Source organism: Mannheimia granulomatis, from assembly GCF_013377255.1.
In the GTDB taxonomy this organism is placed as follows: Bacteria; Pseudomonadota; Gammaproteobacteria; order Enterobacterales; family Pasteurellaceae; genus Mannheimia; species Mannheimia granulomatis.
Genome location: NZ_CP016614.1, coordinates 457,711 through 471,325, shown reverse-complemented (window position 1 = coordinate 471,325; position 13,615 = coordinate 457,711). Strand labels below are relative to the sequence as shown.

The 13,615-nt window shown below is 39.1% G+C and carries 14 protein-coding genes; 5 read left to right on the top strand and 9 right to left on the bottom strand.

The annotated features are described in order from the left end of the window. Positions 1-35 precede the first annotated feature (35 nt). A complete protein-coding gene (locus tag A6B41_RS02175; RefSeq protein WP_027075015.1) occupies positions 36-1,670 on the bottom strand; it encodes an ABC transporter substrate-binding protein in 1,635 nt (544 codons plus the stop codon). Positions 1,671-2,127: 457 nt separating this feature from the next. Here A6B41_RS02175 and leuC point away from each other — a divergent pair, with 457 nt between their 5' ends. Both leuC and leuD read left to right on the top strand, forming a co-directional pair. Next, on the top strand, positions 2,128-3,546 hold the full coding sequence (gene leuC / locus A6B41_RS02170; RefSeq protein WP_027075014.1) for a 3-isopropylmalate dehydratase large subunit: 1,419 nt from the start codon (positions 2,128-2,130) through the stop codon (positions 3,544-3,546). A gap of 17 nt (positions 3,547-3,563) precedes the next feature. Next, entirely contained in the window at positions 3,564-4,166 is a 603-nt protein-coding gene (gene leuD / locus A6B41_RS02165) for a 3-isopropylmalate dehydratase small subunit (protein WP_027075013.1), read from the top strand. Between the two features lie 99 nt (positions 4,167-4,265). Here leuD and A6B41_RS02160 read toward each other — a convergent pair whose 3' ends face one another. Both A6B41_RS02160 and dusA read right to left on the bottom strand, forming a co-directional pair. Continuing rightward, positions 4,266-4,772: a DUF2301 domain-containing membrane protein gene (locus A6B41_RS02160; RefSeq protein ID WP_027075012.1), complete on the bottom strand. Its 507-nt coding sequence runs from the start codon at positions 4,770-4,772 to the stop codon at positions 4,266-4,268. A gap of 14 nt (positions 4,773-4,786) precedes the next feature. Then, entirely contained in the window at positions 4,787-5,764 is a 978-nt protein-coding gene (gene dusA / locus A6B41_RS02155; protein ID WP_027075011.1) for a tRNA dihydrouridine(20/20a) synthase DusA, read from the bottom strand. A gap of 341 nt (positions 5,765-6,105) precedes the next feature. Between dusA and A6B41_RS02150 the strand changes: the two genes are divergently transcribed. After that, positions 6,106-7,083, top strand: a complete 978-nt coding sequence (locus A6B41_RS02150; protein ID WP_027075010.1) for a ribonucleotide-diphosphate reductase subunit beta — start codon at positions 6,106-6,108, stop codon at positions 7,081-7,083. Continuing rightward, positions 7,070-8,737, top strand: coding sequence for a ribonucleoside-diphosphate reductase subunit alpha (locus A6B41_RS02145; RefSeq protein ID WP_027075009.1), 1,668 nt, complete (start codon positions 7,070-7,072; stop codon positions 8,735-8,737). The genes A6B41_RS02150 and A6B41_RS02145 overlap by 14 nt, the downstream gene beginning before the upstream one ends. 44 nt (positions 8,738-8,781) lie before the next feature. Here A6B41_RS02145 and nudC read toward each other — a convergent pair whose 3' ends face one another. The 5 genes from nudC to pepQ are packed head-to-tail and all read right to left on the bottom strand — an operon-like array spanning position 8,782 to position 12,870. After that, the gene (gene nudC, locus A6B41_RS02140; RefSeq protein WP_027075008.1) at positions 8,782-9,540 is read right to left on the bottom strand and encodes an NAD(+) diphosphatase; all 759 of its coding nucleotides are present in this window, start codon (positions 9,538-9,540) and stop codon (positions 8,782-8,784) included. After that, a complete protein-coding gene (locus tag A6B41_RS02135) occupies positions 9,533-10,213 on the bottom strand; it encodes a pseudouridine synthase (protein ID WP_027075007.1) in 681 nt (226 codons plus the stop codon). Before A6B41_RS02135 ends, nudC begins: the two co-directional genes overlap by 8 nt. Continuing rightward, a complete protein-coding gene (locus A6B41_RS02130; RefSeq protein ID WP_027075006.1) occupies positions 10,210-11,058 on the bottom strand; it encodes a DMT family transporter in 849 nt (282 codons plus the stop codon). Before A6B41_RS02130 ends, A6B41_RS02135 begins: the two co-directional genes overlap by 4 nt. Further along, positions 11,058-11,546 carry an FxsA family protein gene (locus A6B41_RS02125; protein WP_027075005.1) on the bottom strand — a complete coding sequence of 163 codons (489 nt, stop codon included), beginning with the start codon at positions 11,544-11,546 and terminating at the stop codon, positions 11,058-11,060. The genes A6B41_RS02130 and A6B41_RS02125 overlap by 1 nt, the downstream gene beginning before the upstream one ends. A gap of 7 nt (positions 11,547-11,553) precedes the next feature. After that, positions 11,554-12,870 (bottom strand): Xaa-Pro dipeptidase, encoded by a 1,317-nt coding sequence (pepQ, locus tag A6B41_RS02120; RefSeq protein WP_027075004.1) that lies wholly within the window; start codon positions 12,868-12,870, stop codon positions 11,554-11,556. 10 nt (positions 12,871-12,880) lie between these two features. Between pepQ and tusA the strand changes: the two genes are divergently transcribed. After that, the gene (gene tusA, locus A6B41_RS02115; RefSeq protein WP_027075003.1) at positions 12,881-13,123 is read left to right on the top strand and encodes a sulfurtransferase TusA; all 243 of its coding nucleotides are present in this window, start codon (positions 12,881-12,883) and stop codon (positions 13,121-13,123) included. A gap of 54 nt (positions 13,124-13,177) precedes the next feature. On the opposite strand, the gene rraB is transcribed toward tusA, so the two are convergent. Further along, entirely contained in the window at positions 13,178-13,615 is a 438-nt protein-coding gene (gene rraB / locus A6B41_RS02110) for a ribonuclease E inhibitor RraB (RefSeq protein ID WP_027075002.1), read from the bottom strand.

Genomic DNA, 13,615 nt, shown 5'->3' with positions numbered 1-13,615 from the left:
GGCTGCCTATTTTTCAATAAACAGCCTTACGCTCATTATTTCACAATATATAAATTGCGAAGTAGGATATCATCTTGCGGATCTTTGCCACTATAACCTTTTACATAAGGCTTCACCAAACGAGGGTTTACATAGTTGTAAATCGGCATAATCGCATAATCTTTTGCCAGTATCTCCTCTGCTTTTGCATAGGCTTCTGCCCTTCCGTTAGCATCATTGGCTTTGTAAGATTCTGCCACCGCATCATCATAGGCTTTATTACTATAGAACGCTGTATTATTACTTGAGTTAGACAAGAAATAATTTACGAAAGTCGTTGCTTGGTTATAATCTCCAGACCAACCGGCACGAGAAACATCATAATTGCCGTTACGACGACTATCTAAGAAAGTTTTCCACTCTTGGTTTTCTAATTTCACATCCACAATACCGTCAGTGCCTTGCTTCCATAAAGAGGAAGCAGCAATCGCAATTTTCTTATGGTTGTCATTAGTATTATAGAGAATGGTAAATTTCAGTGGATTAGACTTACTATAACCGGCTTCTTCTAATAATTTTAATGCTTTCGCTTTTCTATCCGCCATCGATTCTGCTGAATAAGCCGGCTGTTTGATTTTTTCACCCTCATGAATATAAGTCGGGGTAAATACATAAGTTGGTGTTTGCCCTTGACCTAGCACTTTATCGGTAATGATATTACGATCTAACGCTAAGTTTAATGCTTCTCGAACTTTGATATTATCAAACGGTGCTTTTTTGTTGTTGAACTCATAGTAGTATGTTGAAAGTGTTCTGGCAGTAAACACTTCATTTGGAATTTCATTTTTTAGCGTTGCAAACTGCTCTGGTGGTAAAGCATAGTCAGTAATATCCAAATCACCGGCACGGTAGCGGGCAACGTCTGTTGTAGCATTTGGAATAGCTAAGAAAGTCGCTTTATTAATCACGGTTTCTTTATCGTTCCAATAATTTGCGTTACGCTCAAACACAATTTTTTCATTAATAACGTGGTCAACCAACTTATAAGCACCGTTACCAACTAAATTTTCTTTTTTTACCCACGTATCACCTAATTTTTCCACTACAGCTTTATTTACCGGCAATAATGAAGAATGGGTAAGCAGCTCTACCGCATAAGGCACCGGCTGGCTTAATTGTACTTGGAAAGTAAAATCATCTACCGCTTTTACCGCTAACTCTTCCGGTTTTTTCTTACCGTCAATAATATCTTGAGCATTTTCAACATTTAAATAAGTCAAATAGCTTGAATAAGGTGAGGCTGTAAGCGGATTAGCCAAACGTTGCCAGGCAAATACGAAATCGTGAGCAGTCACAGCATCACCGTTAGACCATTTAGCATCCTGGCGTAATTTGAATGTCCATGTTTTGTAATCTGTGGAATTCTCCCAGGAAACTGCCACACCCGGCTGTAAATTGCCCTCAGCATCTTTTGTCACCAGCCCTTCAAATAATTGATAGGCTACTCGAGATTCAGGCACACCATCAATTTTATGCGGATCAAAACTTGAAGGTTCCGAGCCGTTGTTGATCACAATCTCCTGTTTATCGGCAAGTACGGTGCCTTCAGGTACTTTTGCTGCAAATACATTGGCCGATAACCCCAATACAAGAGAGGCGGTTAAAAATGAAAGAGGGAATTTTGACTGCATATTTAATCTCCATTTATAAATGATAAGGTGATCTCAAATCACATTTCTTTTTTGAATGAATTTTTTGAGTCTAGAGATTATTATTTTGATTGCAAGATGATTTTTTTAAAAATGTGATAGAAATCACCTTTTATTGTAAAAAAACCAATAAAAAGTAATAAAAGAAAATAGCTCTATAAAGTTTGATAATGACTGGATAAGCCACTGCAATAAACAGATTAATTAGAATAATATTCTTCACATTAACAATTAAAGCTATTTTTAGGCTTATTTGACAGCATAAAAAATGGAAATTCACAATAAAAATTATATTTTACTTTCATTTTTGAAATCGTTATAGTCTTAACAAACCGATACAAGCGGTCGTTTTAGCAAACTTTTTTGCAAACCAAAACGTTACTTTTTGTGACCACTTGTAAACGGGCATTCTTATACATTTTTTGAGTTGGAACATTTTATGCAAAAGGCAAAAACATTATACGAAAAACTCTTCGACTCACATGTCGTTTATGAAGCAGAAGGCGAAACGCCAATTATTTATATCAACCGCCATTTAATTCACGAAGTAACCAGCCCGCAAGCCTTTGATGGCTTACGTGTTGCCGGACGCCAAGTTCGTCAAGTCAATAAAACGTTTGGCACCATGGACCATAGTATTTCTACCCAAGTGCGAGATGTCCAACAGCTTGAAGGGCAAGCAAAAATCCAAGTAATGGAATTAGAAAAAAATTGTGCTGAAAACGGTATTTCATTATTTGATATCACCAAAAAACAACAAGGTATCGTACATGTTATGGGACCGGAACAAGGTTTAACGCTCCCGGGAATGACAATTGTATGTGGAGACTCACACACCGCAACGCACGGTGCATTCGGAGCCTTGGCATTTGGTATCGGCACTTCTGAAGTAGAACACGTTCTTGCAACCCAAACCTTAAAACAAGCACGTTCTAAAACGATGAAAGTAGAAGTTCGCGGCAAAGTGAACCCGGGCATTACCGCTAAAGATATCGTACTTGCGATTATCGGCAAAACCACGATGGCAGGTGGCACAGGTTATGTGGTGGAATTCTGCGGCGAAGCGATTCGTGATCTTTCAATGGAAGGCCGTATGACAGTATGTAATATGGCAATCGAATTCGGTGCAAAAGCCGGTATTGTTGCCCCTGATGAAACGACTTTCGCTTACTTAAAAGATCGTCCAAATGCACCAAAAGGTAAAGATTGGGAAGACGCCGTTGAATATTGGAAAACCTTAAAAACCGATGAAGGTGCAACTTACGATGCGGAAGTGATTTTAGAAGCGAAAGATATTGCCCCACAAGTCACTTGGGGAACCAACCCGGGGCAAGTAATCGGCATTGATGATGTAATTCCAAATCCAAGTGATATGGAAGATCCGGTAACCCGTGCTTCTGCTGAAAAAGCCTTAGCTTACATTGGTTTAGAAGCCCATACCGATATGAAAAATGTCTCTGTTGATCAAGTCTTTATCGGTTCTTGTACCAATGCTCGTATCGAAGATTTACGCGCAGCTGCTGCTGTGATGAAAGGACGCAAAAAAGCAGACAATGTGAAACGTATTTTAGTAGTACCGGGTTCAGGCTTAGTAAAAGAGCAAGCAGAAAAAGAGGGCTTGGATAAAATCTTTATCGAAGCCGGTGCAGAATGGCGTAATCCGGGCTGTTCAATGTGTTTAGGTATGAATGATGACATTTTAGGCGAATGGGAACGCTGTGCTTCCACCTCAAACCGTAATTTCGAAGGTCGCCAAGGGCGTAACGGTCGTACCCACTTAGTGAGTCCGGCAATGGCAGCGGCTGCGGCGGTGTTCGGTAAATTTGTCGATATTCGTAAAGTTTCATTAAACACATAAAAGTAAGGAGCAGGAACATGGCAGGTATTAAACAACATTCAGGCTTAGTTGTTCCACTTGATGCAGCGAATGTGGACACAGATGCAATTATTCCAAAACAATTTTTACAAGCAATTACCCGTGTAGGATTCGGTAAACACCTTTTCCACGAATGGCGTTACTTAGATGCGGAAGAAACACAAATCAATCCGGATTTCGTACTCAACTTTCCGCAATATCAAGGTGCAACGATTTTACTAGCTCGTAAAAATTTAGGTTGTGGTTCTTCCCGTGAACACGCCCCTTGGGCTTTAGCCGATTATGGTTTTAAGGTGATGATCGCTCCAAGTTTTGCGGATATCTTCTACAATAACAGCTTAAACAACCATATGTTGCCAATTAAATTAACCGAGGAAGAAGTAGAAGAGATTTTCCAATGGGTTTGGGCAAATGAAGGTAAGCAAATTCACATCGATTTGGAAGCGATGACCGTGACCGTTGGCGATAAAGTCTATACTTTTGAACTGGATGAATTTCGTCGCCATTGTTTATTAAACGGTTTAGACAACATAGGCTTAACTCTACAACACGAAGCGGCAATTGCAGCTTATGAGAAAAATATTCCGGCGTTTCTACGCTAAACCACAATGACAAAAACGGCTAGAATTTCAGGTTCTAGCCGTTTTCTTTTTTCATTTATTGATAACAAGCGGTCGATTTTCGCTAAATTTTTGCAAATACTAGATTTGGTATTTGGTTTTATCGCCAATGTCAAAATGCAGTGGCATTCGCCATTTTTGAATACTTAACACAGCCAATAATAAGCCTGAAACCGCACTAAAAATTTGTACTAAAAGTGGCCATTCTAAAGCAACAGCTAACCATAGAATAGCAACGAAAACAGGTTGAAAATTCAAGCCAAATACTCTAAAACAGAAATATTCTTTATAGCTTAGCCCGCCAATCACCAACAACATTGCCCCTAAAGCGAGCAACGGAAAATTAAACACATAACATAATAGCCCGATCCAAGCGGAAAATTGGAAAACCAGACGGAAAGATTTCGCATATAAATGTAATGAAGAAGCTAACATGGCACCTGCCACTAAAAAGCCAAGTTGAGCAAGCTCAAATTGATAAGGAAGGAGCAATAGCATCACAGTTGCTAATACAAAGCCGCTACGATAAACAATCACTGTTAAATAATCACCAAAATCCATTGGAGATTTAATATGTGGATCTGCCATAATTTTCCTCAAAATTAACTAATAAATGAAAGAGCTTGCTCTACAATTTCTACACCGGCTCCGGGTTTAGTTGCATTTTCACTCAAATGACGACGCCACTGCCTTGCGCCTTTACAATTTTGAAATGCCCCGAGCATATGACGAACAATATGGTTAAGATAAACGCCCTTTGAAAGTTCCTGTTCGATGTAAGGAAACATCTTCTCCACGGCTTCTTTAGCGGTAACAAGCGGTCGATTTTCATCAAAAATTTGCAAATCAATTTCACCGAGTAGCGAAGGATTCTGGTAAGCCTCTCGCCCAACCATAACGCCATCCACAAACTGTAGGTGATGTTTGATCTCATCAATCGTTTTAATCCCGCCATTAATGCTTATCTTCAAATGGGGAAAATCTCGTTTAAGCTGATAAACCCGTTCATAATCCAATGGTGGAATTTCACGATTTTCTTTTGGGCTTAATCCGCTCAGCCATGCTTTACGGGCATGGACAATAAAATCATTGCTATACGGCTGTATTTTCTCGATAAAATCACACAAAAATTCGTAACTGTCTAAATCATCAATGCCGATACGGTGCTTGACGGTCACAGGAATTTCTACCGCATCTTGCATGGCTTTAATACAATCCGCCACTAAATCAGCCTTGCCCATTAAGCAAGCCCCGAACATCCCATTTTGTACTCTGTCTGACGGGCAACCGACATTTAAATTCACCTCGGCATAGCCTCTTTCCGCCACTAATTTGGCACAATGAGCAAGCTGAGCAGGGTCGCTACCGCCTAATTGCAATGCCACCGGATTTTCACTTGGATCGTATTCCAATAAATCATATTTGGCATGGATAATCGCAGGTGCAGTAATCATCTCAGTATAAAGCAACGCATGTTGCGAAAATTGACGGTGAAAATAGCGACAATGGCGCGTAGTCCAATCTAACATCGGAGCAACCGAAAAACGCCCTTGATAAAAATCCTGTTTTTGAGTATTCATAAATAAAATATAGCGGTTAAAAAATCGAAAAATTTTACCAAAAGAGGGCTTCTAAGCCTAAAATTGATGACTCAATCATACAAGAAAAACCGCCTTAAACATAGTATTATCAAGGATTCTATAATTTAGCCGTTTAATTTTAAAGCAAACAAAAACACAATATATAGTGGTTTGTAATAAAAATAACCACAATATATAGACAGAAAAATTTACAAAACTATTTTCCTTTATAAATCAATAAGCTAACAAAAAGGTAGTTTGTCAAGACTTGTCTTGAAAGTTTTTTTGCATACAATCTTCTCTCAGATTCAAACATAACCTAAAGATAAGAGCCTGCAAATATGTCTAGAAATCTTTTCCAAAAACGCTTAAATATTAAGCCGTATGAATATCCTGAGCTTCTTGAATTTAAAGATGCGATCCGCCATTCTTATTGGCTACACACCGAATTTAACTTTACCGGTGATATCCAAGACTATCGCACGGTGATTAACGATCACGAACGTCACGTTTTAACCCGTGCAATGCTTGCAATTTCTCAAGTAGAAGTAAATGTAAAACGTTTCTGGGGCGAGTTATACCGTTATTTCCCGAAACCGGAAATGGATGATGTAGGTGGTACTTTTGCTGAAAGTGAAGTTCGTCACAAGGATGCTTATTCATTCCTTTTGGAAAAGCTGGGCTTAAATGAAATGTTTAGCCAAATTCACGAAATTGAACCATTAATGAATCGTATTCGTTACATGGAAAGTTTCATGAAAGATAAAGATGCCGGCAAAGGTGAGTTTGTATTATCGTTAGTGTTATTCTCTTTATTTGTTGAGCATATTTCTTTATTTGGTCAGTTCATCATTATGATGTCATTTAACAAGCATAAAAATCTGTTTAAAGGAATTTCAAATGCTGTTGAAGCAACCTCAAAAGAAGAGGAAATTCATGGCAAATTTGGTATTGCTTTATATGAAATTTTACGCGATGAACACGCCGAGCTTTTCACGCCTGAATTTTTCAGCGAGCTAGAAACTTTGGCTACTCAAGCTTTTGAAGCAGAACGTAGTATTTTAGACTGGATTTTTGAAGAAGGCGATCTAAGCTTTATCACCAAAGCAACGGTGGAAAATTATATTAAAAACCGTTACAACAATTCACTGTCAATCTTAGGCTTAGAGCCACCTCATGATATTGACCCTGAAATGTTAAAAGAGACTGAGTGGTTTGATATTGAAATTCTTTCAACAAAAGAAACCGATTTCTTTAACAAACGTAGTACCGATTATTCTAAAAAAATGAAGCAAATTACCGCAGATGACTTATTCTAATCTTGATCGCCCAGACTTCCACTGGCTAAATGATGATAGCCGCTTATTCTTACAGCGTGGCTACTTATTGGAAGGCACAACCGCATTAGAGCGTATCCGTTTTATCGCTGAACATGCCGAACGAAAACTTGGTATTGAAGGCTATGCAGATAAATTCTATCACTATATGGCAAGAGGTTATTTCTCTCTTTCCTCGCCAATTTGGTCAAACTTCGGTTTAGACCGCGGGTTGCCAATCTCTTGTTTCGGCAGCTATATCGGCGATTCTATCCATGAGATCATGGTAACTACTGCCGAAGTAGGTATGATGAGTAAAATCGGTGGCGGTACGTCTGCTTATTTTGGAGATATTCGTCCTCGTGGTTCATCAATCAAAAATAACGGTAAATCTGACGGTTCATTCAACTTCAGTAAATTGTTTGACACAGTAATTGATGTTATTTCACAAGGGACTTCTCGTAAAGGGCAGTTTGCAGGTTATATTGATATTGAACACGGTGATATTGATGAATGGTTAGATATCCACACCGAAGGTAACCCAATTCAATTAATGTACTACGGTGTTTGTGTAGGCCACGAATGGTTAGAATCAATGAAAGCAGGCGATCCTTACAAACGTCAGCTTTGGGCAAAACTATTACAGCGTAAAACAGAAACCGGTATTCCATATTTATTCTTTAAAGACAACGCAAACGCAGGCCGTCCGGATGTCTATAAAGATAAAAATATGACGATTCACGCATCAAATTTATGTACCGAAATTATGTTACCATCAAGTAACGACGAAAGTTTCGTTTGCTGTTTATCGTCAATGAACCTACTCTATTTTGATGAGTGGAAAAACACCGATGCACCAGAAGTCTTAACCTACTTCTTAGATGTAGTAATGAGCGAGTTTATTGAGAAAAGTAAATCTGTTCCGTTTTTAGACAGAGCAAACCGCTTTGCAACACGCCATCGTGCTCTAGGTTTAGGCGTGCTAGGCTGGCACAGTTATTTACAAGCGAATAACATCGCTTTTGATAGCTTCCAAGCAATGCAGAAAAACAATGAAATTTTCAAAACATTGCAAGAAAAAACATTAAAAGCTTCTCAAGAGTTAGCCCAACGCTTTGGTGAGCCTGAAATTCTAGAAGGCTATGGTCGCCGTAATACGACCTTAATGAGTATTGCACCAACTAAATCCAGTAGCTTTATTTTAGGCAGTGTTTCGCCATCGGTAGAACCGTTTAAATCGAACTATTATGTGAAAGATTTAGCGAAAATCAAAACGGTTTATAAAAATCCGTTCTTAGAGAAATTACTACAAGAAAAAGGCTTAGATACAGAAGAAATTTGGGCATCTATCTTGCAAAATGACGGATCTGTTCAACATTTAGAACAGCTTTCAGAGCATGAAAAAGAAGTATTCAAAACTTTCGCTGAAATCAGCCAATTAAGCGTCATTCAACAAGCGGCTCAACGTCAGAAATATATCGACCAAGGGCAAAGTATTAACTTGATGATCCACCCGGCAACACCGGCGCGTGATCTAAACCAACTCTACTTAACCGCTGAAGAGCTAGGCTTAAAATCGATCTACTACCAAAACTCAATGAGTGCAGCACAGGTATTTAACCGTAACCTACTCAGCTGCTCAAGTTGTGAAGGGTAATTAAAAAAACAAAAATGCCGAATAAATTGATATTCGGCATTTTTTTATGCTTCCCGACATAACTTCAATGTTTCTCGAATCAGCTCAAAAGCTATCGTGCCTTGTTGGGGGATTTCTGGCAAAACCTCATCGCAATCAAACCATTTTGCATCGCAAATTTCCTCTTCCTGAAGCCGGATTTCCCCACTCTCATAATCTGCTAAAAAGCCAAGCATTAATGAATTCGGAAAAGCCCAAGGTTGGCTGCCGAAATAACGAATATTTTTAACCCGAATGCCGGTTTCTTCAAATACTTCTCGGTGTACAGCAGTTTCTACTGCCTCACCTGCCTCAACAAACCCTGCGAGCGTGGTATACATCGTGCCTTTATGGCGTAAATGATTGGCTAGCAGAATTTGCCGCCCTTTGCGTACTGCCACAATAATTGAGGGACTAATTGTCGGATAAGTACGATTACCGCAAGCGTGACAATGAACAGCAATCTCATCTTCCGCCAATACAGATGTTTCGCCACATTTACCACAAAATTGGTGCGTATGAAAAAAGTGGTTGAGCGAAACTGCTCGGTGTAATAAATGAACCAATTCGGCAGGTCGATTAATCTGCGTCCTTAAATAAGCAAATTCTCGCTCACTATCTTCTTCTATGGCTTTCAGCAAATAAACAGGTGAATTTTGATAAGTACCGATCACTAATTTATCTCGTGCCCCAAAGCCTAATTCCTCTGCCGTACCAAACGGAATCTCACCATTCATTAAGGCGATATCAAAATCTTTGACAACAACCCAATATCCTTTATTCATCTTGCAACCCTAGTTTCCTAAACAGTTCTCTTTTTTCGTGATCCGACAAAACACGATACTCCCCACTATCTAAATTACCTAGCTCAAAATGTCCTAGCCCAACACGAATTAAGCGTAAGGTCGGGAAACCGACATGTGCCGTCATTCGGCGAACTTGTCTATTTTTTCCCTCATGAATCACTAACTCTATCCAACTGGTTGGAATGGTTTTTCGCTCCCTAATTTTAGGAGCCGTCTGCCAATGATACTCAGGAGGCTCAATCGTTCTAACTTTTGCCGGCTGAGTTAAACCATCTTTTAACTCAACACCTTGTGCCAATTTCGCTAAATCTTGTTGTTGCGGAATACCTTCAACCTGCACCCAGTAAGTTTTCTGTTTCTCGAATTTCGGATTTGCCAACCGATGCTGAATCTCACCATTATTGGTCAGAAGCAGTAAACCCTCACTATCTCTATCCAACCGCCCAACAGGATAAATATGAGGAATCGGGATAAAATCCTTTAGCGTTTTCCGCCCCTGTTCATCAGTAAATTGAGTCAGCACATCATAGGGCTTATTGAATAACACAAGGACACTTTCGTTGAATGCAAGCGGTCGCTTTTCTCTCTTTTTTTGCAAACTTTTTGTAAAATTTGACCGCTTGTCTGCTTTTTTAAAGATAGGTTTCTTCATTTTTTCAAATTTGCCCAGGCTACGGAAAGTAAAATAATCGCCCCACCAATTAACATTCTCAAACTTGGTACTTCATTAAAACAAACCCAAGCGATAGCAATGGCGTAAACAGGTTCGAGAGAAATAATCATTGAAGCAGTGCGAGCATTGATGGTATCGAGGCTTGAAATAAATAACGTGTAAGCCAAAGTAGTACACAAAAAGCCCACACAGAAAATCCAGAACCAATCTTGGGCAGAAACGCCTGGCAATTCCGCAGCAGAAAACGGCAACAAAAAAAGTGTAGCAAAAATATATTGCCACCAACTTGCCTGCACGCCTGAAATTTTGCTCATCGTTTTACGATTTACTACTGCTAAAATACCATACACTAAGGCAGAAAAAATGCCCCAAAGTAATCCTTGAGTAGCTTGATTACCGAAAGTAAACTCAGGGGTGACTAAAATTAAACCAATGGTAATCGCAATTAATAAAACGACTTCCCGAAAGCGTAATTTTTCACGGAAAAACAAGCTCTCAAATAACGCCACAAAGGCAGGAAAGCTAGCAAAACCTAAAGTCGCGACCGCCACTCCACCCACTTTGACCGCCACAAAAAACGTCACCCAATGTGCGGCTAGCAATGCTGCCGATATGGCTTGCTGCCCCATTTGCTGAAAATTGAGTTTTACAAGCGGTTGTTTTTTCCATAAAAAATACAAAGAGATCATCGCTAATGCAATCATCACACGACCTAATACTATCGTTTCTGCAGAGCTTTGAATTAATGCGCCGAAGATCCCGGAAGCCCCAAAGAAAATCGCGGTACCATGAACCTTCAACAAGGCTATTGTCCTTTTATCCATTATCTAATTCTCTTATTCGAATCATTCTCTTCAGGCTTATGCTCAAATTCCGCATCGAAAGTGTTGCTATCTTGATGCGATTGTGAATAAAAATAAGCATTTGGTGATGAAGTAAAACGCATAAACACTTTATTTTTAAAGCTATTTATCACAAAAATTTGAATCAGTTTTCGGCTAAACGGCAACACGCATAAAATGGCTAATATATCACTTAAAAAGCCGGGAATAATCAGCAAAATACCTGACAAAATAAACATAACTGAGCGACCGACTGCATCAGTTGGTAGCTTCCCTTTACTGAGTTCTTGGCGAATAGCAAACAGCGTATAAGCCCCCCGCAGCCTCACAAACCATAACCCTATAAAAGAAATAGCGATAAGCAGCAAAATAGTCGGTAAAATCCCAATTGCTGAGCCAACATTGACCAGCAGAGACACTTCACAATAAATATAAAAGAAAATTCCAAAAAGAATAAATAAAACAGGCATTATATCCTCACATTTTTGATGCTGCTCTAGCAGTTAAATTATCCGCACCGCTTGACCTAAGCACGATATTATCTTCCGTGCGAATGCCGCCAAAGCGTTTAAATTCTTCGATTTTCTGCCAGTTAAAAACAGATGAAATAGGGCTATTCTTCCATGGATTAAGCAACATATCAATAAAGTAGAAACCGGGTTCAATCGTCAGTACCATATTTTCCTGCAAATCGCGGGTGCAGCGCAGACTTGGGTAAATCTCCGGAGGGGATTTCCGGCTCCCTCGAACATTTTGCTGAAAACCGCCAACATCATGAACTTGAATTCCCAATAAATGCCCTAAACCATGCGGGAAAAAGCTACGGCTAATGCCTTCTTCAAAAATCTGCTCGGCCGATAAATGGATAAATTGATGCTCTGCTAAGAGAGTAGAAATCCACTGCTGCATTTGAGTATGATAGTGCAGATAATTCACCCCTACAGCAAGCTCATCAATAATCTTGAGCTTCAAATCCTCCATTTTGGCAATTAATTCGGCAAATTCAGAATCAGGGTTATAGGCATAACTACGAGTAAGATCAGAAGCGTAACCGTTTACCGTAGTGCCCGCATCAATTAAAAAGCTATGGCGAGGGCTATTTGTATCAAAATCTAAATCGGTATAATGTAACACTGCACTATGTTGATTAATCGCCATAATATTGCCATAAGGCACATTCAGCTCCGATTGCTGCGTAGCTTTAAGATAGGCTAAATTGATTTCAAATTCGCTTTTGCCCGCAAAGAATGCCTCTTTTGCCGCTTGATGCCCTTTCAACGCAGAGAATTGAGCTTGATAAATACTCTGAACCTCAAACTCACTTTTAACCGAACGCTCAAAATTTAGGATATTCAACACCTTTTGCGGATTAATTTGATTAAAGCCCAAGCTTTCGGCTAAAGCAACATCCTCACCAATAAAGGCACAAGCGGTCGAATTTTGCATAAATTTTGCAATTTCACTTTCAGACTGCGTAATAATCCACTCAAATTCATTAGCAAAAAAATGATCTGTAGGCATTTTAGGCATTGATACCCAATAATCTTCAGAGGCATAAAAATAAATTTTTGGCTTATTTTTGCCATCTAAAAACAACCAACAATTTTCAGCTTGGGGATAAGGAAAAAAGTAATTAAAATAGGGGTTAATTTTGAAAGGTGCGTTTTGGTCGTCTAAAAATAAGGTTTTAGCCTTGCCCGCATAAATCCACAGACCATCTAAAAAAACCTTTTCAAGTAGTTCTTGAATAACCAACTGTAAACGCGCGATATGTTGAGAAAATAATATTTTCATAAGGAATATAATGACTGATTTAACTGTAAATAAAGAATTAAATACGTTGGGCTTACGCTGTCCGGAACCAGTAATGCTGACTAGAAAAACCATTCGTCATATGGAAAACGGCGAGATTTTACATATTATTGCCGATGATCCTGCTACCACTCGAGATATTCCCAGCTTCTGCGAATTTATGGATCACCAACTTATTAAAAAAGAGGTTGAGTCCTCTCCTTATCACTATTGGGTAAAAAAAGGATTAGAATAAGCGATCAAGCGGTCTTTTTTGCAAAATATTATGCAAAAAAGACCGCTTGTATGATTAATGACGAGTCGGTTCCTCATCAAAATCTTCATCATCTTCATCATCTTCATCAAAGAATTCGCCATCATCACCGTACTCATCTTCATCAGCGTTCGGATCTTCAAAGTAAGTGCCCCAGCCCTCATACTCTGCACCCGCTTTTTCAATTAATGGCAGTAATTCTTTTTGCTGAGCTGTAATTAGCTCTGCATTCAAATTAATTTCACTGACAATATCACAAACAAAAATGATTTTACCGTTTTCTTCTACCTCTTCCGCTTCGGAAATTTCATAACCTAATTTATAGGCATCTACGACTAATTTCTCTAATTTATCAAAATCACGGTGAGCAACATGGTGCTCAATAATATAAAGCGCATCCGGATCTGAACCATCTTTTAATAAATTTTCAATGATCTCATCTGTTTCTTGACGTAATGCAGCTAAATCAAACAT